Here is a 23,019-nt window from a genome sequence, read left to right on the forward strand (position 1 = left end):
ATTCCCTTTATATAGAAAACTATTAATATTACATGTAAATGGAAAATAATTCAATCATATTATACAAATTCTTGGAACCCTCTTATTCCTCAACGGTTAGCTGAACAACAAGAACGCACCGTTGTTTATTTGCAGACACGAAAGAAGACTATCCCTGCCAATATTCTGGCACCGAATAGCCCTCTCTTCTTACGCTATCATCTAATCTTAATTTATCCTCTAATATATTCCTAGCTCCACATCAACTCTATACCAGCTTCTTACGAATATAACCCGAGATCAAGTCAATAATCGTGATCATCACGATAATACCCAGCAGGATAATACCTACTCGAGGCCAGTTTCGTGTGCTCAGTGCAAAGATCAGCGGGGTACCAATCCCCCCTGCTCCGATTACCCCCAGTATGGTCGCGGAACGTACATTAATCTCAAAACGATACAACGTATAGTTCAGGAATCCAGGCATAACCTGCGGCAGGATGGCAAACCACAACTGCTGCATGCGATTGGCTCCGGATGCAAGCAGCGCCTCAGATGGGCCATAGTCGATATTTTCAACTTCATCCGCGTATAATTTGCCTAACATGCCGATGGAGTGTAATCCAAGGGCGAGAACCCCTGCAAACGATCCGGGACCTACTGCCTTAATGAACAACAAGGCCATGATAATCTCAGGGAACGTACGGATAAAGCTGAGTACCATTTTGCCTGCACCCGAGATGGAACGATGCCCACTCATGTTACGGGCAGACCAAAAGGCAAACGGAATACAGAGTACAGCCGAGATCACAGTACCCAGCACGGAAATCGCCAGCGTATCCAACAATCCCCGCAGCAGGTCTTCCCCCTCAGGCAAATATACAAAATCCCAGTCCGGTGAGAAAATCCCGGATACAATAGCCTTCATAATCTGAGCGGCGGTTTCTTTGAAACCAGTAAATGGTACACCGGCAAGAGCCCAGACATACACAAGGATCAGCAGTAACAAAATGACCCAGCGAAGCGGGTTTTTCCGTGGTTTAGGCCGGATGCGGCTTGTTTCATTTTTCATCATAGCAATTTCTCCCGCAGCTTAGTACTTACATAATCAATGATCAATACAATGACAAGAGTAAACAGAATAATTACGCTGGTCTTGTCATACTCCAGGAATCCAAGTGTGGCCTCATAGTAGAGTCCAATTCCTCCAGCTCCCACCAGTCCCAGAATGGCAGCAGCACGTATATTAATTTCGAAGGCATACAGCACATAGGATGTGAACTGGGCAGCCAGTTGCGGCACCACACCATATACAATGAGCTGAATCCGGTTCATGCCAACAGCCGTCATCGCTTCCAGTGGCCCCTTATCAATGGTTTCCAGCGTCTCATAGGTCAGCTTCGCAATCAGACCTATCGAGAACACAGCCAGTGCCAAGATTCCGGGGATTGGCCCCAGACCAAACACAGCGACAAATAAAGCAGCAAGCAGCAGATCCGGCACGGTCCGAATCAGGTTGAGCAGAAAACGTGCCGGATAGTAGATCCAGCGACTTGGCATCAGGTTACCGGCACAGATAATCGAGACCGGAATTGCAATAATCGCACCAATGGTTGTCCCAATCAGGGCCATTCGGATCGTTTCCAGCATGCCTTGCACGATATTATCAAAGTAACTCCACCGGGGTGGAAACATTTCCTTCAACAATTTCCACATTTCAGGGAATCCCTTAAATAACTCTGTGAAGCCAGCATCGGTCTGCTTGGCACTGGCCCATAGAAGGAGCAGAATGATCACTAAGGTGAGCAAATGTTTCGTACGCCCGGGCGGTTTCGGGCGATTCACAACCTGAGTCGGGCTGGAACCAGGTTCCTTTCCCACTCCGCCTGAATTCTGAAGTGGAACGTTGGACTGCCCCTTCATACCACAACTTCTCCCTGCTCATGCACAACCTGCTTGTCCAGCAATTCGTCAGCCAGAATCGGTCTGCCGTATATTTCTGCAAAACGCTCATCCGTTGCTTCGGATACCGGACCATCAAACACTACTTCGCCGGCACGCAATCCAACAATACGGGTCGCATACTCTCTCGCCAGATCAATAAAGTGAAGGTTAACGATGGTGGTAATCCCAAGGTCTTGATTGATGCGTTTCAGGTCATCCATGACCTGCTTCGTTGTAAGCGGGTCGAGTGAAGCAACCGGTTCGTCGGCCAGAATAATTTTTGCTTCCTGTGCCAGTACACGGGCAATAGCCACACGCTGTTGCTGTCCACCCGATAGCTGATCTGCACGGGAATAGGCTTTCTCCGAAATATTCACGCGATCCAGCGCAGTGAATGCCAGTTCGATATCCTCTTTTGGAAAACGACCCAAAATGGTACGCATGGTGGAATGATATCCAACCCGTCCAGCAAGTACGTTACGTAGTACACTGGACCTTTTCACCAGATTGAAACTCTGGAAGATCATGCCGATGTCACGTCTGATCATGCGCAGCCGTTTGCCTTGTGCCTTCGTGATGGAACTTCCGTTAATCAGAATCTCGCCCTCACTAATGTCGTGCAGTCGGTTAATGGAGCGTAAGAGTGTTGATTTACCTGCACCGGACAGACCCACTACAGCAATGAATTCACCCTGCTCAAATTTCAGATTAATATTATCCAGGCCCTTGGTGCCGTTAGCGTAAGTTTTGGTAACGTTATGAAGCTCAATCATGACAATATCCTTCTTTCATTCATAATGATCAACCATACATGAGTCCTTGCTATAATGGCACAAGCCAGCGCAGCGTAGATCACGCTGAACTGGCCTGTCCATTGCTACGATTAAGCTGTTCCCATCCAAGAAAGCTACTACAAAGTGAACAGATCCCGAACTACTTTTGGATCAGAATTATTCACCTTTCACTTTTTCACCATACTGGCGAACGATCTCAAACTTGCTATCATCGGACTCTACATAACCTTCATGCGTATAGATTTCTTTGATGATCTGGTGACCTTCAGTATCTTTACCGATATCGATGAAGGCTTGTTTGATCTTCGCAGTCCAATCTGCATTCATGTCTGTACGAACGGCAATGGTATCGTTAGGAATAGGCTCAGTGAACGCCAGTACACGTGTATCTTCAAATACAGTTGGATAGTCTTTGACTACCGTGTTGCGGGCATCTTGGAAAATAGCTGCGGCATCAACGTCACCGTTCAATACAGCGATAACAGCCTGGTCATGACCTTTCAACGTTACAGGTGTTACATCTTTTAATGGATCAATGCCTCTGTCCAGAAACAGAGCTGCTGGCCATACATAACCTGCGGAAGACGTTACGTTTTGGTAAGCGACTTTTTTACCTTTAAGGTCCTCGATGGATTGAATCGGTGAATCTTTTTTCACAATGAACATGGATTTATATGAATCTGCCAGTTGCTCTGTTGGAGCTCCAGTCTCATCATTAACACCAAAACGTTGTGCTTGCAGAATAACTTGTGCAGCGCCTTTTTCTTTAGCCAGTACATAAGCTGTCGGAGGCAAGAAACCTACGTCTACTTTGTTGGAAGCCATTGCTTCAATAATTGTGTTGTAGTCAGTCGATACGCTGACTTTTACCGGAATGCCCAGTTTGTCACCAAGCAGCTTCTCCAGCGGTTTCGCTTTGGCTTCAAGCGTGTCTGCGTTCTGGGAAGGAACAAATTGAACCGTCAGTTCAGTTGGCACATAACCTTCGACAGCTTTCTCTGTCTCTGCTGTAGGCGTACCGGATGCATTGGAACTCGAATTATCCCCGTTAGCCGAACCTGTTGTACTACTGCTAGACCCACAAGCACTCAGAAACAGAACCAAAATCAACAATGGTAAAAATAAAGCAGACTTCTTCAAACGAACACCCTCCAAAGAGTTTCTATTTTTCAGTACTTATCTACTATAGTTGCCAAATATTAGCGCGATGTGAAACGAAATTTGGAGTTTTGTAAAGTTTCCTGTCAGGCTGTCAGCGCGACTTGTATCTGTTAGAATAGGCTCATTATGGTTGAAGATATAAGAAGAACATCGGAGATAACGGCGTATACTTCGGTTCTTCAGGCTATTCATTCTTCTCCGTTTTATGGTAATTCCATATATCTGAACTTATATATTAGAGGAGATTGTAAAATGACATCCACAAACCATACGGCAAGTTTCGATATTCTGTATACCAGTGATCTGCACGGGGCGATCCGTCCCATTCATTACAATACCAATGCCTACCGTCCGGCTGGGCTAGCCCTGCTGGCTTCCCTGATTCGTAAGGAACGTGAACGTTCACCTGAATTGATGCTGGTGGATAACGGGGATCTGCTGCAAGGATCACCCTTGGCCTCCTATGCAGCTTCACAGGTTTCCAAAAACGAAATGCATTCATTCATAACAGTATTGAATGAACTCGGTTATGATGCTGCGGTGATGGGCAATCACGAGTTTAACTATGGTCAGAATCTGTTGCGTGGAGCAGTTGAAGCTTCCAACTTCCCATGGCTGTCTGCCAATATTGTAAAAGATGAGCAACCGGACGTACCTGCGTACGGTCCTCCGTATCTAATCAAAACATTGTCTACGGGTGTCAAAGTAGCCCTGCTAGGCGCAACTACGCACTACATCCCAAACTGGGAGCATCCGAAGAATATTGAGGGGTTACAGTTCATTGATGCCTTGGAGACGATTCGTGAATGGGTTAGCTATATCCATCAGCATGAACAACCAGATGTAATGGTTGTCAGTTATCACGGCGGATTTGAAAATGATCTGGAGACAGGCGAGCCCACCGAACGATTAACTGGAGAAAATCAAGGCTATGCCATCTGCCGGGACATCGAAGGCATCGATGTGTTGCTTACTGGACATCAGCATCGTCAGCTTACCGCTAATATTCATGGTGTAACCGTCATTCAGCCGGGCTTCAGTGGAAATGGTGCGGGGCATGTATCCGTTCAGTTGGAACAATCATCGGGCGGGAAATGGCAGATTACAGATAAGCAGGCTCGGTTGTTACTTCTGGATGAACATAGTGAAGTTGAGCCTGATGCGACGGTCTTGAAACTGACGGATGAGGTAGAAAATGAGGCTCAAGCATGGCTCGATCAACCCATTGGCGAGGTGACTGGGGATTTATCCATCATCAATGCTACGGCTCTGCGACTCAAGGCACATCCATTCATTGCTTTTGTACATCAAGTGCAGATGGAAGCGACTGGAGCGCAGCTCTCCAATACCGCCATGCTGAGTGAAGAAGCTCGCGGTTTCGGGAGTCACATCACCGTTCGGGACGTATTATCCAACTTCATCTATCCTAATACTCTGACGGTACTGGAGTTGAGTGGTCAGGATATCCGGGAGGCACTGGAACAAACGGCACGTTACTTTGAAGTGAATGCTTCTGGCGAGGTGGCAGTTAATCCGGCTTATATGGAGCCCAAACCCCAACATTATAATTACGATATGTGGGCTGGCATGGAATACGAGTTGGATATCTCCCAACCTGTGGGCAGTCGAGTTGTAAAGTTGGAACGTGAAGGCAAGCCAATGGACATGAATGGCATGTACTCTGTGGTGATGAACAGCTACCGCGCTGCTGGCGGCGGGGATTATGCAATGTACCCGGGCAAAAAGGTACTGCACGAGGGTGCCACGGACATGGCCGCACTGGTGGAGGATTACATCCGCAGACATCAGCCGTTAACGGTTGAGCAGGCGGATAACTGGAAAGTTATTGGAAGTTAAATGAGAAAGAGCAGGTCCCATGATCAGGATCTGCTCTTTTGTTTTAAACGATATAATCACCTATAAGGACTACAATTAGAAAAGCAACTAACCAAACGAGAAACAAATTAGCAATCACCATAGCCCATTTGTATTTGCCGTAATGATAGAATACCCAACAAATAAATGAGACTAACACACCAATAGGATAAGTAGCCATGAGGCCTGCTGTTACAATCTCCAACAATTCTTGATCACTTGAATGACTGTAGGCATACATGTATAGACTCATCATCAGTACAAAAGGATAGGGTAAAAGCGTGATAGCGTAAATGCCATTAAAGAGAATAAGCCTATGGGCGACTTTTTCATTTTTCAAAACCGATGGTAACCTCCCTAAAAACGAACTTAATCCAGTATATCCACCTGTATACATACCGTCATGGTTACATTTTCCATTTTTATTCAAGGGAATATGCAAAAAAAGAGCAGGAATGCGGAGCATCATGCCCCTATCCCTGCTTTATTTTTATACAACCACAACGATCTAGTAAAACATTCCCTAGAGGCTCCCAAAATGACTACTGTGCCTTTTTACGCAACTGACTGTAATACAGCTCGCTGTAGAAACCGCCTTGTTCCAGCAACGCATCATGCGAGCCTTGCTCCAACAGATGCCCATCCTTCAGCACCAGAATTCGATCGGCCTGACGGATCGTGTTCAGCCTGTGGGCAATGACAAAGCTGGTACGGCCTTGCATCAGGCGTTGTAACCCTTCCTGGATTTTTATCTCCGTAACGGTATCAATACTGCTCGTCGCTTCGTCCAGTACGAGTATGGATGGATCGGCCAGAATTGCCCGGGCAATGGCGAGTAATTGCTTCTGCCCCTGACTAATGCCGCTCCCATCGGCTTGGAGCACTTTGTCGTACCCGTCCTTCATGCGCACAATGAAGGAATGGGCATTCGCCAGTCGGGAGGCTGCTTCCACCTCTTCATCCGTCGCATCGAGACGGCCAAATCGAATATTTTCCCGAATCGTGCCCTGAAACAGAAATGAATCTTGTAGTACAAATGCCATATGGGACCGCAGATTCTCACGCCGAATGGTGGTCATATCGCGTCCATCTACCGTTAACGTGCCACCTGTCGGATCATAGAAGCGGGATAATAGCTGAATTAATGTTGTTTTCCCCGCTCCGGTCGGACCCACAAGGGCAATCATCTCCCCCGGTTTGGCTTCAAAGCTGATGTCATGCAAAATGTTACGTCCTTCATCGTATCCAAAGGATACTTTGTCGAAACGAACGGCTCCCTCTACCTTGTCCAGAGATACCGCTGCCCCTTCATCCTTCGCTTCCTCATCTTCATCCAGCACCTCGAATACACGCTCAGCCCCCGCAATCGCAGACAATAATGTATTCCACTGGTTCGCAAGATCATTCAGCGGACGGGTGAATTGACGAGCATATTCCACAAAGATAATAATTACCCCAACCGTAACCGAACCCTGAATCGCCAGAATACCACCGATACCCGCCACAATCGCAAAGCTCAGGTTATTCAATCCATTCATCAGTTTCGGGATAAAACCAGAGATCGTCTGTGCCCAAAAACCGGAAATCCGGATGCGGGTATTCCGTTCCTCAAAACCGCGAATCACCCGCTCTTCTTGAGAGAATGCCTTAATGATCCGCTGCCCGGATAATGTCTCTTCAATGTAACCGTTAAGTTCACCGAGATTGCGCTGCCGCTCCTTGAAGAGAGGTCCCGTTCTGCGCGTAATCCAACGCATACCAATGGCCATCAAAGGCACAACGATAAAGGTAAGCAGGGTCAGTAGCGGACTGAGCCAGAGCATAACCCCAAACGTCCCGAGCAGCGTCAATACACTTGAGAAAATCTGGATGGCTGAGCTGTTCAACGTACCGCTGACATTCTCGATATCATTGGTCACCCGACTCATAATCTCCCCCTGCTGGCGTTTACCGAAGAATGGAATCGGTAATTTGTGCAGATGGGAGAACAGATCATACCGCATGCGGAACACGGTTTCCTGTGCAATTTCGATCATCCATATATTTTGTAACCAGGATGTAAGAGAGAACAAGACATACACTGCGGTTAATCCAATCAGAAACCGAGTCCAGCTTGCCCCGCCTTCTCCCGCGATGAAATCATCCACGGCCACCCCTACCATGTAAGGGCCAAGCAAAGCGAGCGCGGAGCTGGCAAACACCATCAACAGTACCATGGACAGCTTAACCTTGCGACGTGCCAGATAGGTCCAGATACGACCTAGTGTACCTGACCAGTTCTTCGCCCGTGCCTTGGGTTTGCGACCACCACCTGATCGTAACGTCTCCGGATCAATCGGCGGTGGCGGCTGACGGAAAGGCTCAATGAATGCTTTGAACATGCTGTGCACCCTCCCCGTATTGTGATTCATGAATTCGACGATACAGCTCTGACGATTCCATCAGGTCTTCATGTTTTCCCTGCCCAATGAGTTGTCCATCATCAAGCAGCAGAATCAGGTCCGCCGAAGTGGTCGAACTGATCTTCTGGGTGATGATAAACGTGGTACACGACAATTCCTCCAGCGCATCCAGCAGTCTGCCTTCTGTAGCTACATCCAGCGCACTCGTGCTATCGTCCAGAATCAGAATTCTTGGTCTGCGTACCAGTGCTCTTGCAATGGAAAGTCGCTGCTTCTGTCCACCGGAGAGATTCACTCCCCGTTGTCCCAGCAATGTATCATAACCGTTTGGTAAATTCTCAATCGTTTCATGGATCTGCGCGCGCTTTGCGGCTTCCACGATCTCATCCAAAGTAGCATCTTCCTGACCCCAGGCAATATTCTCCCGTATGGAACCAGTAAACAGGACAACCTCCTGAGGCACATAACCAATCGCACCACGCAACATGGACAGATCCAGCTCTGATGCATCGGCACCATCAATCCGTACCTTTCCTTGATCCTCTGTGTATAACCGCGGAATAAGCTGTACCAGTGAAGATTTGCCTGAGCCAGTTGCTCCCATAATGGCAATGCGCTCCCCCGCTTTTGCAGTGAATGTGATGTTATCCAGTACTGTGATTTCACTATTCGGATAACTGAAGCCTACACTTCGGAATTCAACCGCTCCCTGTACAGTGCGCTGTTTCTTCGCTGAGTATGAAGATTGCGGAAAATGTAAAGATTTCACAGATCCAGCAGATGGTGCAGACGCTGATAATGCCTTTGTCTGTTCAGTCTCCGACGTGTCCTCCGTATTGAATACTTCATTCAGCCGTTGCGCCGAAGCACTTGCTCTGGAGAAGGTTACCAGAATCCATGACAACACAGACATGGCACCAATCGTGCGAAGCAGGTAGTTAATGACGGCGACCACTTCACCCACGGTCGCATTACCGGAGGCGATGTCTACTCGCCCAAACCACAGCACGGCGATGATACAACCGTTCATCATGAGCAGCATGAACGGCATCGTGGTCTCCGTCAGGCGTAGCGCGGAGATCGTGCCTTTCATCAGCTTGCCGCTGAATCCGGCAAAGCGTTCAATCTCATGGCCCATCCGTACGAAGACACGGATCAGCCGAATGCCTGTCAGATTCTCCTGGATGATTCCATTGACGGCATCCAGTCTGCGCTGCACATTGCGGAACAGCAGCGCTGCCTTTTTGATCATCCACACCACAACAATGAGCAGTACAGGCACCATGACAACCAGCAGCAGACCCAACCTCGGGTTCACGATCACTGCCATAATCATGCTACCAATCACCACCAGGGGCACACGTGTCATGAATCGCAGACTCATGAAGACCGCGTCTTGAACCTGGGTCACATCCCACGTTAATCGGGTAATCAGGGACGACGTTGCGAACCGGTTAAAGACGGCATAAGAGAACGTTTGCACTTTCTCATACAGCTTCTCCCGCAGATCGTATCCGAACCCCAGACTTGCATGGGATGCAAAGAACGAACTCGCAATTCCGGCAGCAAAAGCCACAACAGCACTAGCAACTAGCACACCGCCCCACAACCAGACGACAGATAAGTCTCCCTGTTGAATCCCGTTATCGATGATCTTGGAGATCAGATAAGGCTGAGCCAGCTCCACCGCAAGCTCAATTAACATCATGACCAGGGCTGCAATCGCGGCAACTCGGTACTTCTTCAAGTAGTACAACAGCTTGATCATAAGCATTCCTCCGGCTCGGAGCACCCTAAACCGATAACACGTTCCAGCTCAGAGCCTCCATTAGACATGTTGATTTCTCCACTTCGTCCAATATGTAATCATTTCTATGTACACATATGGTTATTATAGCGTATTTTACAATGCCGCTTCTATTCTTATTACCCTACTTTTCCCAATACAATAAACTTCTCATCATTTTGGCAATAAAAAAAGGAAGGTCTCCCTTCCTCACACTAGTTAAGTGCTTACAGCTGACGTAGTTTTTCACTTAGATACTCCCGACGTTTCACCACATATTCGCGAATTCTTTCCGGTTCACCTGCAAATACGTCCATGGGCCATTTCATGTAAGGATCTTTGTTGACATCTTCACGAATCTCATTGTGCAATCGATGGACTAGAGGCATAATTCGCTTCTCTGTAAAAGCATTCATCAGATGCTGCCGCATCAGCTTCTTATATTGTTGACGGAAACTACGAAATGCCAGCAATCGTCCGGTAAGTCTGTTATACCCCTGAATACGAACAAGATTGGGATCAACTCGTGTTCCATAACAGTTCCTCCCCCAAGTACCCTCATAATCCCAAGGCAGGATGCCATATTTACCGCTTTTGATTTTCTCATACCATGTGTAATTCTGATGAAATCCATCGAAGTTCCCTGTAAGCACAGCTCCACTTAACCAGCGTAAATAATTGTCTGTATCCACCCTCGACTGTAAAAAACGAAACAATTCCAGCCTGGACTTTGTGTTCAACTGCTGAATAAAGTGACGTAGCCTTGTGCGATCCACATCTTTGCCACGAATTAAGCTGTACCCGGACAATAGATCGGTACTTGTTGAAGAAGAGTCCGAATTTATCGTAAAACCAGCATGATCATTCACCGCATAGAAGATACTGCGCACAGGGATTTTCCTTTGGCGAAAAAAGAAGGACTTCACCCCTTCGATCCGCAGGTATACACCCAGAAGCTGCCCGTTCAGATAGAGCACGCAATGTTGTGTAGACGGTGCGGGTACACGAATCGACTCAAAAAAACGAAAAGAAAGTGCGTTTCGCAGCAACGAAGGATCATCATACTCCGCATTAAAATGATACGTCCGGCTGGATGTACGAATCTCAAATGATTTTTTCACATAGCCACGTGTATGGCCTCCCCGGTATCGAAGCCGGATCGGAAATGGCTTGCCGTCCATCTGCATCGTGCTGTTCACAAACGTCTCTGACCAAATGTTGGACGTTAACTGTTTATATTCGGTTGGAGACAAGCTGATATGGTAGACAGGTAGAGCCATTTCCATCCGCCTTTCGAGTACCTGTAAGATTCGCCCGTAGGCTCTTACATCATCCTATGCAGATGCACAGAAAGTCGTACGGGCGAATGCACAGTCCTGATACTTATCACATCCCAATTCACTTTCCATAATGCGGAAAAACCGAGTTATTAATCTATAAATTCACATCATTTTCATAGATTATAGCCGAAATGGTATAAATATAGTTAACTGGCTAGTCCCTCCAAGAGGCATGTCACATATGCTTAAACTACAGACAGACACGAATGACGAATGGAAGGGATCACAATTACATCCACCATTTATGTCCATCTGAACTTATATCATGGAAGGGGTAAAACACAATGTCTATGAATGGTCAAGGAATAAGAGATTTGTTGGGAAGAGAGATTAAGATTAACCGGGGAGGACCTGATTCAGTACAAGGTACACTTACGGATGTACGCTGGGACTATATGGCAATGAACTGCAAAGAAGGGATAGTCTACGTTAATGAATCACATGTCAAAAGCATAACAGATACAGGCCGTTCCGGTGGTAACCGAAATGCAGCCATGGGAAATCCTATTCCTTCCAACACGTTTTTGGGCGTTATGCAAGCACTCCGCTTCCGCCGTGTTCAGATTAACCGGGGAGGACCTGAAAAAGTGGAAGGCATCCTGGCCGATGCCAACCAAAACCAATTGATCATGACTTTGAAGAATCAGGAAATTGTTCGTATTCCGATGCAACATGTGAAATCTGTATCCCTCGTACGTGGTGGTGGAAACAACAACAACAACAATAACAGTAATACAAGTCAAGGGAACCAAGCAGTCCAAGGTAATCAGGCGGCTCAAGGCAATCAGTCGCGTGGCAATCGTTCTCAAGGTAACCAAGCCCAGGGTAATAAGTCCGGCGGCAACAAGTCACGAAGTAATCAGGGCAATCGTTCTCAGGGGCAACGAGTTCAAGGCAATCAATCCCAAGGCAATAAGTCAGGTGGCAACAAGTCGCGAGGCAATCAAGGTTGCCAAAGTTGCCAAGGCAATCAATCCCGTGGCAACAAATCCGGCGGTAAAAAGAAGTAAATAAAATAAACTGACAACTTAAGTTATCTACCAGCTTAAAGGGGGGAATTATCATGTTGACCTTCGTCGCATTAGTCTTGATTGGTGTGCCTTTTTACTGGATCGTTACACCCGGAAGGCCCACTCCATCCCATGAACATCTGCTTCAGGCTTCGTCAGGACTTCTCCCCCTGGGAGGTGAATCACAGTAAATGCCTGACTACCAGTTGTGGTTGACCTTCGGGGTATTTATCATCACTGTCATTTTCCTGATGTGGCGCCCTGGCGGATTGAATGAATCTATACCCACCTCGCTTGGCGCCCTTCTTCTTATTTTAACTGGAGTGAGCAGCTATGCTCACATTGTTGGAATCTTCGGGATCGTATCTGGTGCAGCCGTAACGATTCTCTCTACCATTGTCATGTCGATTATTCTAGATAGCATCGGCTTTTTTCGCTGGATCGCTTTGAATATGATTGAGAAAGCGAGAGGTTCCGGCTTTCGATTGTTCTGGCTAATTCTATTACTTTGTTTTCTCATGACCATCTTCTTCAACAATGATGGCAGTATTCTGATCACAACTCCGATTATTATTCGAATCTGTTCTATGCTTCGTCTGAAAATGCATCAACAGTTGCCCTACCTGATCTCCGGTGCCCTTATCGCTACGGCTTCCAGTGCGCCAATTGGACTTAGTAATCTGGCTAACCTGATTGCTTTGCAAATGGTTGGCTTAAATCTCAATACTTATACTCAGATGATGTTTGTGCCATCCATGCTTGCGATTATGGTGATGACCGTACTGCTGTTCTATTATTTTCGCAGAAGTATTCCCAAAGTTATTCATCATTTCCCTGTATCTCTGCAGTCTTCATCAGGTTCAACATATCATCCGCTGCAGACGGCTGAATCCGAGAATAAAGTAGACTGGTGGCTGTTCCGTGTCTGTATAGGCATCGTTGTATTTATCCGTGCAGGATATTTTCTAGCTGAGCAAGTCGGTATACGCATGGAGGTAGTTGCAATCACTGGTGTTATTCTCATGCTCGCTGTGCGTTGGTACCGCACCCGGACTGGACTCAAAGATGTGATAACACAAACCCCTTGGCACATTCTACTCTTTGCCTTCAGCATTTATGTTATTGTGGATAGTCTTCACCGCGCAGGCATGACCGCATCGATCATTCAGTGGATGAAACCTATAATAGAAGGAGGAAATGCCAGCATCATTGCTGTGTCAGGGTTAATGCTCACTCTGCTTTCCAATCTATTCAACAATTTGCCCTCCGTCATGATTGGGACCTTTGCTGTTACAGATCTTCCACTAAGTGAATCTCAACTGCATCTTGCGTATCTTGCCAACATTCTGGGAAGTGATATCGGAGCCTTGCTGACGCCTATTGGCACCTTGGCAACGTTAATTTGGATGTATATATTAAAGACCCATCATATTCGAATCTCCTGGAAACAGTATATGAAAGTTACCTTTATTGTGATACCAATAAGTCTAATTGTTAGCCTAATCTCACTATATATTTGGACATCTATACTCTACTGAGAGGAGGAATACTATGGAACTTGTAAAGCATTGGCTGGGTAAATCCATCGAATTGGAGCTGTCTGGCTGTAAACTACCGATCCAGGGTGAAATCGTTGATGTAGGTCAGGATCTGATTGTAGTCTACGGAAATCAACGATTTGTATATATTCCACTTCATCATGTTCAATCTATGCATGTCAACACGGTAGATGATTCAAGTATAGTTTTACCAACACCTGACCCCGAGATGGATCACACCAACATCTCTTACCGCAAAATGCTGATGAACGCCCGTGGACGATTCAGTGAAATCTCCATCGGAGGGAAAACATTGCATGGTTATATTACAAATATTATGAATGACTACTTTATGTTCTACTCTCCGTTATATCATTCTATCTATGTTTCCATTAATCATCTGAAGTATATCATTCCTTCCCCTATTAACAGCACACCCTACTCCCTTAGTAAGCAACATTTCCCTATGCAACCTTCGTCCATGTCACTCTCCCGTACACTTGATCAGCAACTTCATAAAATGATAGGTGAACTTGTTGTACTCAACCTCGGCTGCAAGCCTTACCGAGCAGGGTTATTGAAGAATGCAGACAGCCACTTGCTTGCGTTGGTAGAAGCAGATGGGACTTCTTTAATTATGCATACCGATCATATCCAAACCATTCATCTCCCTTGAGTATCAAAAGAACACAAAGGTTCATCTGCCTATGGCTGATGAACCTTTTTTTCAACTTTACTTCCTACCATCTTTTGCGTCCACGATCACCCCGATAGTCATCATTCAACTCGCCCAGGCGATCGTACGTCTCCTTATATATCCGAATCACGGCCTGAACTTTGATAAAATCACCATCTTCCGGTCCAAGTCCCTCCATAAACATTCTCTGAATGATCTGTTGGAAGAATTGCACTCTGGCCTCAACCTGTTCCTGCTCAAGCTGTAATATGTCTTCGAAACTGTGGTTCCCTATGTAATCCATCAACTCATCATCATGACTGGAATAATCCGCGTTTCTTCGATCCGCTACCCATTCATCCGGCTCGTCGGACTGGAGATTAACACTGGTGCGCAATTGGGATAGGATAATTTTCTCTTTGGCCAACATGACATGAAAATCTTTGTTACGGAGCAGCTCCGATACAATCAGACTGCACATTTCACGATTTTGGATCAGTATGCCGTCAAATGGATGCAGCGTCCACTCCCCGTTTGCATAATACAGGTTAAAGTTAAAGAACTCACTGCCATATTTGTATTGAATATTAATCTTGGTCTCATCAATAATCTCAAATGAAAAGTCCAGCATGTTCAGCAAGCTCCTTCGCACAACCCCAGATTTTAGCTATATTCTATCAAATAAATGAAACAAAGAGACGCACTCAGCGTCCCTCGTAGAAAATAAAACCATGTAGTGATGTCCATGCCATATGCAGCGAGTCTTACCCTAATCCAGGAAAGATCCTAATGCACTGGAATCCGGTTTGTTTTTCTCCGGAATGGCAGCGGCCTTCGGCCCTTCCAGACCCAGTCGTTCGCTCATTTTGGCGTTAAGGGTTGTCATCTTGTTGGTATAGTCATTACAGCTCTCGATGATCCGGCGATTGGACTGCTCGGACAGATCCAGTGCAGACATCAGATCACCCATCGCTTGATTGACCGCTTCAAGGGACATGGCCGGTTTGGACAACAGCTCATTTGTTTTCTCTGTTGTTGTCTTCAACAATCTGGCGTTCTCTTTGAATTGATCTTCAATCGTCTTATTCGTAGCTTCTACAGCGGAAATGACCTTCTCCTGATCATTAAGTGCCATCGCAATCATGGCCGAAACGGTGATCAGATTTGCTGTTTTATCAATGGCATTATTAACTGAATCAATCAACTTGTCATTGTTATCATTAATGATGTCGGTGGCTGCAATCGCCTGATTGTACAGCATGATCATCTCTGTCATGGATTGGGTACGTGTTACCACTTTGCGCAACCCACGCTCCAGATGTGCTTTACGATTCTCGTTCTCAGGCTTGGCGATCTCGGTTTCAAACAATGCTTTCAATTGATTACCGAAGGAAATTTTGGTCTGCAGATTGTAGATCTCCTGAATGGAAGAACGTTTCAATTGACGCATATTCACGATACTTTCTTCCAGGTTATCCTTACCGTCCCGCAACCCGTTAATGATGGCATCAATGTTCGTGCGAACGGATTGATAACGATATACGTAGTTTTTCAGCGGGCTTTTACGTAACAACTTCCCGACAAAACTCACATTTTTGCTCTGCTGCAAACTCTCACATTCATCACGGAGCTTCAGGATCATGTTGGATACCTCTGCCCGATTCCCGGACATCAGTTCATTGACTGGACGATCAAGCAGCTTGAGAGTCTGTCCCGCTCTCTCTTGTGTTTTCACACCCAACTTGCCGATATCATCCATTAAAGTATCCAGGTGAGCCGGATCACTTTGGGACACTTTCTGAATAAGCTGCGTTGCTTCCTGGTTAATCCGTTGCTCATCTTCCTGCTTCAACTGAGCCCATTCCGTTGCCATGCCAATCCCTCCTATAATTCAGAGCTGTTATACCGTTGATGTATTAGTTCCGCTTTGTTCTGGAGCTCCATCAAGTCTTTATGTTCAATCGTTGATACAATATCCGATATCTTGGAATCTACGTCTCTAAGACCATTCAGCAGCATACGCCGATTATTGCGTTTCGCTTCTCCACTTAAACGAAGAAATGGATTAATAAACCCGTTCAGGTCTTTCAAAATCAGTCTGCGCACCGTATGGTTAATATCCCCGTTGTTCAGCTCCTGAAGGGAAGGAATCACACGTTGCAGACGGGCGAACAACGCCAATGATTTCTCCACGATCTCATTATCCAGCTCGTTCTTCTGACCTTCGGAGATGATCATGTCCTCCAGAACCTCCAGGTATTCAATCACCGGATCAAATACAGGATCTGGTTCGGTGCGAGAAGGCTTCGCTTGTTCTGAGCCCGCATGTTGTGCGGGAGTGGAGCTCGAATGGGGCTGTGCCAGAGAAGCTTCTCTTGCCCCTGTTGGCACTTCGCTCGGCGCTTGTCCACCATTCAAGCGGGATGGTTCATTTCCGATATCTGTTATGGGTACAGGGGCTGATGACGAACCCTGGACCTGTGTACGTGACGTGGAACGTGAAGGAATCAGTCCCCCGACCACAGTTGCCAGTGCCGGAATTGCCCACGTGATGACATCCGGTAGAAAGGGACTCGAGATTGCCGCGAGACCATAACCGACCAATGCGCCTATACCTATCTTCGTTTTCCGTAACATTACTTGTCCTCCTGCCTTAACAACACTTATCCGTATTGTAAAAAAACCATCCAGAAGGTGTCAATGTTGAGGAAAATTCTCAGCTAGACGTGGTGTACTCCGCTTACCTTCTGAACATCGATTATAAATGGCTGTTCGATATGACTTCCCAGTATGCCAAACTTCGGATGAAGTGGTCCAATATCATGGCCAAGTGCAGACTTGACTGCCAGATAAGGGAAGTTCACGCCGGACAGACAAGACATGTGCAACCCACCCGACATACGCGGATTGATCTCAAGCAGCTTCGGTGTATCCTTGCGATATTTCATCTGTATATTAAAATTATAAGGAATCCGATATACCTCTGCCACATTGCGGGCAATCGCCAGCAGTTCCTCGTTTTCTTCGAGCAAGCGCAAACGTCCTCTTTCTTTTCTACGCGGAATAGCCGTTAATAGTTTCCCATTGCGGTCCGAAAGACAATCAATGCTGTATTCATATCCTTCCAGTACCTCCATCACCATGACGTTGGGAAAGGACGGAGCAGAAGAGAATGCACGCAGGGCATCTTCATATGAAATGGAGTTAAGCGCATATCCGAACAACTCCTGCAACGGATCACGTTCATTGTTGATCACCCGGAATCCCATGCCCCCCTCACCATTACATGGTTTGAAGCATACATCATGTCCACGTGCACGCAGCGCCTCATAGGCTTGCTGGAATTGTGCATCATTACTGACCGTGAAATAATCCGGAATCTCCATAATGCCTTTCTCACGCACCGATTCATAGAACCGGTCTTTCTCCATCAATTGTTCCAGCAATTCCGTGTCCGAGCATACGATAACCCGTGTGCCGATCTCTTCGAACAGGGAGATATGTCTGCTGATGTCCAACATGTTCCAGCGTGGAATAAACACATCAATCTGATGACGACGGCAAAAGTCGAGGCAAAAATCTACATATTCCCGGCCCGTTACACGCGGTTCAACTTCTGCAACATCACAGCCCTGTAATGCCATGTGTCCCGGATCAGGATGAGTACCGTAGATCTCAAATTCCATGCCGTCCTCATTGTCCCGAATTGCATTCATATAATGATACGTTACAGAGAACCAACGGTTGAAGTAAATCTTCATTTTTTTCATTTATACGGTCTCCCTTATCTCGGCATGGTCTATCTGGGTCTGTTGATCGTTATGAATACGGTGAACGTAATCGAGAATCTCATCTGCTGCAAAAGCACCGAATTGTTCCGTAAATTGATACGGCACCAGTTCAGGTGCACGTTGTCTCTCCACATGCAACTCTCCGTGAGATGGAGCAATGGCATGCTGCGCAAAATCCAGCAAACAGCGATCCAGCAAGGAGTCACCTGAAGCAATCACAGGCACATCACCGATACGTTGCCTAATATGCTCCACTGCAGCTCGTTTGTTCACGGCCGAAGGCACCAGATAGAGCTTCCGACCCTGAATTGAACTCTCCCATCCAAGCGTCTCTAACACCCGAATCTTATCTGCAATACGCTCCATTGGAAGCTTGTCACGTTCAATTAAGAGTGCATAGAACAGCTCATCACACAATCGCTGATTAATCACCCATTCCGGGCTGAGTACGTCGTCAAATAAATCCAGGACCTCTTCGGGAGTGGCTGCCTGCTGACGAAGCAAAGATCGAATATGCAGGTTCCACTCATCGTCTACCTGACCGTCAACAATGATGTTGCCACCATTACTCGTCACCGCATATTTCGGAATACATTCGCTCTGAAAAATATGAATGCGCCGGTACTGCTCCACTGTCCGTGTCGTCACAGGCATAAATACAATGTCTTGCGGCAAAGACTGCAATCGCTCCAGTGCATATGCTGACATAAAAGCGGACAACTTGCCGTTAATCCACTCTGCGGGAACAAGTCCCGGTGTATCTTCGGGAATACGGAGCGCACGACGGGAGTACACCAACGTCTGGTCCAGATCACTTGCGTAGATCATCATTCTCCTCCACCTCCCAGGGATTGAATAATGCCACAACAGGAATAGGTTAATCCCGGATATACCTCAACCGGCACATTTCTGTCTCTGGCGAGCATCATGATATGTTGTAGATCCGGATTATCCAGACGGTCCACAAGAATCTTCCAGGGGACCCGTCGCAATAACACCCGGGTTGTTTCTCCGATTCCAGGTTTGATCAGATTAATGTTCGTAATGCCAAAGGATTGCTGGATGGACTCGATATCCTGCCAGCCTTTCCAGGTAATTTCCGAAGTACCAGTAGCATTGTCCTCCGTTTGAATCTCCGCTAGATCTATCATTTGCGGAAAATGCTGAGCAATAGTATCCACGTATTGGGTCGACACATCCGCAGAGGACCATTCACGATACCATTTGGCCCCGTGAAAATCTTCCGGCCCAATCAGATCATCGCGAAGTACTGTACGGCTCACCAGTCCAGAGACAGTGGAATTCAGACAAGCGCTAGGAATGAGATAATCTTCCCTTGTCCCAAAAGTTCCTGAACATTGCCCCGGATCAGCCAATACAGCAAGATCATCATCGAGACTTACACCATAAGTCCGTTCCATTTGGTCACAGGATTCTTTCAGCACTTTGCGAATAGCCCCTTTGCCTGTCCAACCATCTACAAATTGAATGGCTGTTTCCAACCCATGCTGCTGTAAAATATATAAAATTGCATTCTCGTCCATACCCTTGCCACGAATAATCGAAATGCTATAATGCGGAATCGTTACCTTGTATTTCAATTCAATATAACGCTTGATCAGGATGCCCACAGGTGTTCCAGCTCGAGCCAGAGATACGAGCACAAGATTCAGTCCCCTGCGCTCTACAATCTTCTCAGCCACAATGGCGGTATGACGTGCGATTCTCGCAGCGGATTGTTCCAGCGTCTGGTGAAACAGCTCGATGTATTCTGCTGTCGGCTGATATTCCACGGGCAGCATCTCCGAATAATGAACCCCGGATTGGATCGCCTGCTCCCGTTCACCCGTTCCCTTTTCCAGATCCACATGGCTGATATCCTTCAGTAGGAAAACAACGTCCGATGCAGCATAACTGCCCATCGGCTCGGGAGACGGAATCTCACGTTGTCTGATTAGCTCCAGTGTAGTTAAGTTCATTGCTCGTTGTCCCCTGTCTTCTCTGGCAAGCCGCAATATACGATATGAATGTGTCCAGATCCCAACTGCCCCAGTACCTTCAACATCGGTTCCATTCGTTCTTCGGACATCTGTCTTTCCAGCAGCACAAAAATCTCGTCATATTGTCCGGGGGCGATGTTGTAGATAAAGTTACGAACGGAAGCGTCTTCCGGTGAGGCATATCCGGCACCACTACGAACAGCATATCCTGGAGCGGGATGTGTGTGGATTGGACTGCGGGTAGTGGATTGATACAACACGCCTTCTCCCATCTCGGAAGCAATACGCATCGGAATGTACATGAACTCCCCTGTTCCCATCACCAAAGTTCGTTCTCCCGTACGCTGCGACCGAAGTCGTTCTGCAATCCGACTAATCTCCTGGCGCAATACGCCATTATGCCGGGATTGCATACCAAACCTGCCCGTATGCTGGACGTAGCTCGCTGTGCTACGTTTACCTTCACCATCCTCGGAAGTAGCGTGCAGCTGATCGAAGGCATCGGCAACGGTAGAGGTCTGAATGGTTACAGATTGTAGGGACGGTTGATCAGCTTGCTGTGTTGGTTCCAACTGTGGAGTACCTACCACTTCAATACGGCCCTTTAACAGGCTTAACGGTGTAATGGTAATTCCAAGTTCAGCCTCCAGTTCGGCAAACCGAAGTTCGTCCGCTTCCGTACGCCAGTCCAACAGTGAAGCAATCACATATTGCTTCCGGGGATATCTGGCCTGAATATCCCGAATGATATTCAACGTCGTTTTGCCCGTCGTAATCTCGTCGTCCACCAGAACAATCGGGCCCTCTCCTGCAAAGGCTTCATGATCCAGCGCATAACAACGATGAGCCATCGCGTGGGAATGTTCTTCTTCAAATTGAATATCCGGATGCATCACTGGAACATATTCGCGAGTGGTGTGAATGTAGGAAGCATGATCAGCAAACATCTCGTACATGCTGTGACCCAACGCTGTAGCGGTCTCGGCAAAACCAACAAAACGAATCGTTTCCGGCAAACTCAAGCTTTCTTGCAACAGCATGTTATACACTTGCCGGGATTGCTTGGGATCAATCAAACCCTCGACCATTTCCCGTTTCCACTCGGTGATCTGAACTTTCGTCTCTTTCGTCTCCTCAGTCAGGTGCTCATATAACAGAACAGCCAATGCTGCGCCACTCAGAAGCGAGGTATACGGGTTAACCGGGATGTGCTTGCCCAGCAGTCTGCTTACAAACAAAAATGAACGTTTCTTATTGATTCGTGCAGCCATGGAAAATAGAGATTCTAGTGGAAGTTGCAGCGGGTTATGTGTAACCTGAACGTTCAGGTTGAATTGATCAAGAATTGGGAACGTAGTTGTGTTGTTGCTCATGCTTGGGCAAGAGCCCGACAAAATGCTGCTGTTCATGTAACACCCCATATATTTGTGATCGGATAAGAATTCGATTCGCCCAGCTCAAGTGTGGTTTAATCTCATTCATTTTGTTATAGTAATTACTTTTGAACACACCCAGGCTACCGTCATTACGGGCGATGATGTCTTGGGCATCGGAATACTCTTCATGTGTAACAACGTACATCGCTTGTACGGGCTTAATATGAGAAGGATGAATGATCGTTTTGCCTACAATTCCATTTTCCTTGTCCATCATGACTTCACGCATCAATCCATCCATTGTGTTCGTAATATATTTCATTCTCAGATGCAGCCCTGATTTGCCCAGGGTTTCTTCGAATGGAGTCTGTCGTAATTGAGGTTTGAACACGCGCTCCCGCTGACTGAAATATTCCCAGACAGGACCTGAGATCACATACGGCTTGTCCATCCGACCAAACAGATTGATAATATCCGAGATGCAGTCACGGATCGTGGCGATATCGTATATGGTCAATTCCGGGCTTCGGCGTAGTCCAAAAAGGCTGGAGAAATCGGTCGCTCCAATGCGTACATTGAGCACATATTCAACATTTTCATCGAGGATGTTTCGAAGATCCAGCAAGGTCTCCCAACGTGTCTCCCGATATATAATTGAAGCCGTTTCCAATATAGGCATTCCATAGAGAACGGGATAATGATCCGGTTTCCGTTGATTATACTTGCGGATCTGGTCGAAATAGGCTCTTCCATTGCCCACACAAAACTTGGGTAAAGCCACGCCTGTCAGCATGAACACCAATTCTCCCAACGTATCAATGAGACGTTCCAACTGTTGTGGTGAACGTACACGAGCAAACAGAAGAGGCATTTGATCCTGACTCAGCATGCCTGTCTCCATATAAGTCATCAGTTGAGTTAGATGCTGTACCAGACACTGCTCGGCAAACTCTACCTGGTCGTCACCCACAGCGTCCTCCAGATCAATAATAATGGTCGTCAGACCTTCATGTTTACCATTCATAATGTCGTCCGCGATATGTGTGCGCGTCGCGGGCATATATAAAGCAGCCCCAACAGCATATGCCAGTAGATCTTTGGAAGTCCGGTGATTGAACGAGACGGGTGAAGAGAAAAATAAAGTATCTTCTTCTTCCAGACTCAAAAAGTTAAAATATTTCAGAATTGTCTCCTCCTCGCACCTTTGGCAATAGCCAATCTTCAATAGTTGATTCCAGCTGTCGGGGCATAAAAACCAATCCCTCCTAATCTGGAGGGATTGATGGTCTATTATCGAGGATAACGTTGGTCAACAGTATCCTTGCAATGGTGCTGACCGATACAGCG

21 protein-coding genes are annotated in these 23,019 nt (G+C 46.7%); 5 read left to right on the forward strand and 16 right to left on the reverse strand.

What is annotated here, in order from left to right; all coding sequences use genetic code 11:
- Positions 1 to 247: 247 nt before the first annotated feature.
- The 4 genes from phnE (QVE09_RS18910) to QVE09_RS18925 all read right to left on the reverse strand — a co-directional run bounded on the left by phnE (QVE09_RS18910) (position 248) and on the right by QVE09_RS18925 (position 3,872).
- The gene (gene phnE, locus QVE09_RS18910; protein WP_315938012.1) at positions 248 to 1,054 is read right to left on the reverse strand and encodes a phosphonate ABC transporter, permease protein PhnE; all 807 of its coding nucleotides are present in this window, start codon (positions 1,052 to 1,054) and stop codon (positions 248 to 250) included.
- Positions 1,051 to 1,902 (reverse strand): phosphonate ABC transporter, permease protein PhnE, encoded by an 852-nt coding sequence (gene phnE / locus QVE09_RS18915; protein ID WP_315938013.1) that lies wholly within the window; start codon positions 1,900 to 1,902, stop codon positions 1,051 to 1,053. Before phnE (QVE09_RS18915) ends, phnE (QVE09_RS18910) begins: the two co-directional genes overlap by 4 nt.
- Positions 1,899 to 2,696, reverse strand: coding sequence for a phosphonate ABC transporter ATP-binding protein (gene phnC, locus QVE09_RS18920; protein ID WP_315938014.1), 798 nt, complete (start codon positions 2,694 to 2,696; stop codon positions 1,899 to 1,901). The genes phnE (QVE09_RS18915) and phnC overlap by 4 nt, the downstream gene beginning before the upstream one ends.
- Before the next feature lie 177 nt (positions 2,697 to 2,873).
- A complete protein-coding gene (locus QVE09_RS18925; protein WP_397387062.1) occupies positions 2,874 to 3,872 on the reverse strand; it encodes a phosphate/phosphite/phosphonate ABC transporter substrate-binding protein in 999 nt (332 codons plus the stop codon).
- A 258-nt stretch (positions 3,873 to 4,130) separates the two neighbouring features.
- Between QVE09_RS18925 and QVE09_RS18930 the strand changes: the two genes are divergently transcribed.
- Positions 4,131 to 5,735: a bifunctional metallophosphatase/5'-nucleotidase gene (locus QVE09_RS18930; RefSeq protein ID WP_315938016.1), complete on the forward strand. Its 1,605-nt coding sequence runs from the start codon at positions 4,131 to 4,133 to the stop codon at positions 5,733 to 5,735.
- 43 nt (positions 5,736 to 5,778) lie between these two features.
- Here the strand turns inward: QVE09_RS18930 and QVE09_RS18935 are convergent, their stop codons facing one another.
- The 4 genes from QVE09_RS18935 to QVE09_RS18950 form a co-directional block, all read right to left on the reverse strand.
- The gene (locus tag QVE09_RS18935; protein ID WP_315938017.1) at positions 5,779 to 6,222 is read right to left on the reverse strand and encodes a hypothetical protein; all 444 of its coding nucleotides are present in this window, start codon (positions 6,220 to 6,222) and stop codon (positions 5,779 to 5,781) included.
- A gap of 73 nt (positions 6,223 to 6,295) precedes the next feature.
- Positions 6,296 to 8,134, reverse strand: coding sequence for an ABC transporter ATP-binding protein (locus QVE09_RS18940; RefSeq protein ID WP_315938018.1), 1,839 nt, complete (start codon positions 8,132 to 8,134; stop codon positions 6,296 to 6,298).
- The gene (locus QVE09_RS18945; protein WP_315938019.1) at positions 8,115 to 9,923 is read right to left on the reverse strand and encodes an ABC transporter ATP-binding protein; all 1,809 of its coding nucleotides are present in this window, start codon (positions 9,921 to 9,923) and stop codon (positions 8,115 to 8,117) included. Before QVE09_RS18945 ends, QVE09_RS18940 begins: the two co-directional genes overlap by 20 nt.
- A 245-nt stretch (positions 9,924 to 10,168) precedes the next feature.
- Positions 10,169 to 11,221, reverse strand: coding sequence for a CotH kinase family protein (locus QVE09_RS18950; RefSeq protein WP_315938020.1), 1,053 nt, complete (start codon positions 11,219 to 11,221; stop codon positions 10,169 to 10,171).
- A 344-nt stretch (positions 11,222 to 11,565) separates the two neighbouring features.
- Between QVE09_RS18950 and QVE09_RS18955 the strand changes: the two genes are divergently transcribed.
- From QVE09_RS18955 to QVE09_RS18970, 4 genes are read left to right on the forward strand one after another with little or no spacing between them, the layout of a single operon-like run.
- The gene (locus tag QVE09_RS18955) at positions 11,566 to 12,291 is read left to right on the forward strand and encodes an LSm family protein (RefSeq protein WP_315938021.1); all 726 of its coding nucleotides are present in this window, start codon (positions 11,566 to 11,568) and stop codon (positions 12,289 to 12,291) included.
- A 53-nt stretch (positions 12,292 to 12,344) separates the two neighbouring features.
- Positions 12,345 to 12,482: a hypothetical protein gene (locus tag QVE09_RS18960; RefSeq protein ID WP_315938022.1), complete on the forward strand. Its 138-nt coding sequence runs from the start codon at positions 12,345 to 12,347 to the stop codon at positions 12,480 to 12,482.
- Positions 12,483 to 13,829: an arsenic transporter gene (locus QVE09_RS18965; protein ID WP_315938023.1), complete on the forward strand. Its 1,347-nt coding sequence runs from the start codon at positions 12,483 to 12,485 to the stop codon at positions 13,827 to 13,829.
- A gap of 13 nt (positions 13,830 to 13,842) precedes the next feature.
- Positions 13,843 to 14,505, forward strand: a complete 663-nt coding sequence (locus tag QVE09_RS18970; RefSeq protein WP_315938024.1) for a DUF2642 domain-containing protein — start codon at positions 13,843 to 13,845, stop codon at positions 14,503 to 14,505.
- A 64-nt stretch (positions 14,506 to 14,569) separates the two neighbouring features.
- Here QVE09_RS18970 and QVE09_RS18975 read toward each other — a convergent pair whose 3' ends face one another.
- The 8 genes from QVE09_RS18975 to QVE09_RS19010 all read right to left on the reverse strand — a co-directional run bounded on the left by QVE09_RS18975 (position 14,570) and on the right by QVE09_RS19010 (position 22,855).
- Positions 14,570 to 15,136, reverse strand: a complete 567-nt coding sequence (locus QVE09_RS18975) for a hypothetical protein (protein ID WP_315938025.1) — start codon at positions 15,134 to 15,136, stop codon at positions 14,570 to 14,572.
- A gap of 138 nt (positions 15,137 to 15,274) precedes the next feature.
- Entirely contained in the window at positions 15,275 to 16,378 is a 1,104-nt protein-coding gene (locus QVE09_RS18980) for a toxic anion resistance protein (protein WP_315938026.1), read from the reverse strand.
- Between the two features lie 11 nt (positions 16,379 to 16,389).
- On the reverse strand, positions 16,390 to 17,142 hold the full coding sequence (locus QVE09_RS18985; RefSeq protein WP_315938027.1) for a hypothetical protein: 753 nt from the start codon (positions 17,140 to 17,142) through the stop codon (positions 16,390 to 16,392).
- An 83-nt stretch (positions 17,143 to 17,225) separates the two neighbouring features.
- Positions 17,226 to 18,275, reverse strand: a complete 1,050-nt coding sequence (locus QVE09_RS18990; RefSeq protein ID WP_315938028.1) for an ATP-grasp domain-containing protein — start codon at positions 18,273 to 18,275, stop codon at positions 17,226 to 17,228.
- Entirely contained in the window at positions 18,276 to 19,124 is an 849-nt protein-coding gene (locus QVE09_RS18995; RefSeq protein WP_315938158.1) for an HAD family hydrolase, read from the reverse strand.
- Positions 19,124 to 20,275, reverse strand: a complete 1,152-nt coding sequence (locus QVE09_RS19000) for a cysteine protease StiP family protein (protein ID WP_315938029.1) — start codon at positions 20,273 to 20,275, stop codon at positions 19,124 to 19,126. The genes QVE09_RS18995 and QVE09_RS19000 overlap by 1 nt, the downstream gene beginning before the upstream one ends.
- A complete protein-coding gene (locus QVE09_RS19005; RefSeq protein ID WP_315938030.1) occupies positions 20,272 to 21,705 on the reverse strand; it encodes a phosphoribosyltransferase family protein in 1,434 nt (477 codons plus the stop codon). The genes QVE09_RS19000 and QVE09_RS19005 overlap by 4 nt, the downstream gene beginning before the upstream one ends.
- Positions 21,635 to 22,855, reverse strand: a complete 1,221-nt coding sequence (locus QVE09_RS19010; protein ID WP_315938159.1) for an HpcH/HpaI aldolase/citrate lyase family protein — start codon at positions 22,853 to 22,855, stop codon at positions 21,635 to 21,637. Before QVE09_RS19010 ends, QVE09_RS19005 begins: the two co-directional genes overlap by 71 nt.
- Positions 22,856 to 23,019 lie beyond the last annotated feature (164 nt).

Origin of the sequence: Paenibacillus sp. ClWae2A (assembly GCF_032452295.1) — a bacterium.
Lineage (GTDB): Bacteria > Bacillota > Bacilli > Paenibacillales > Paenibacillaceae > Paenibacillus.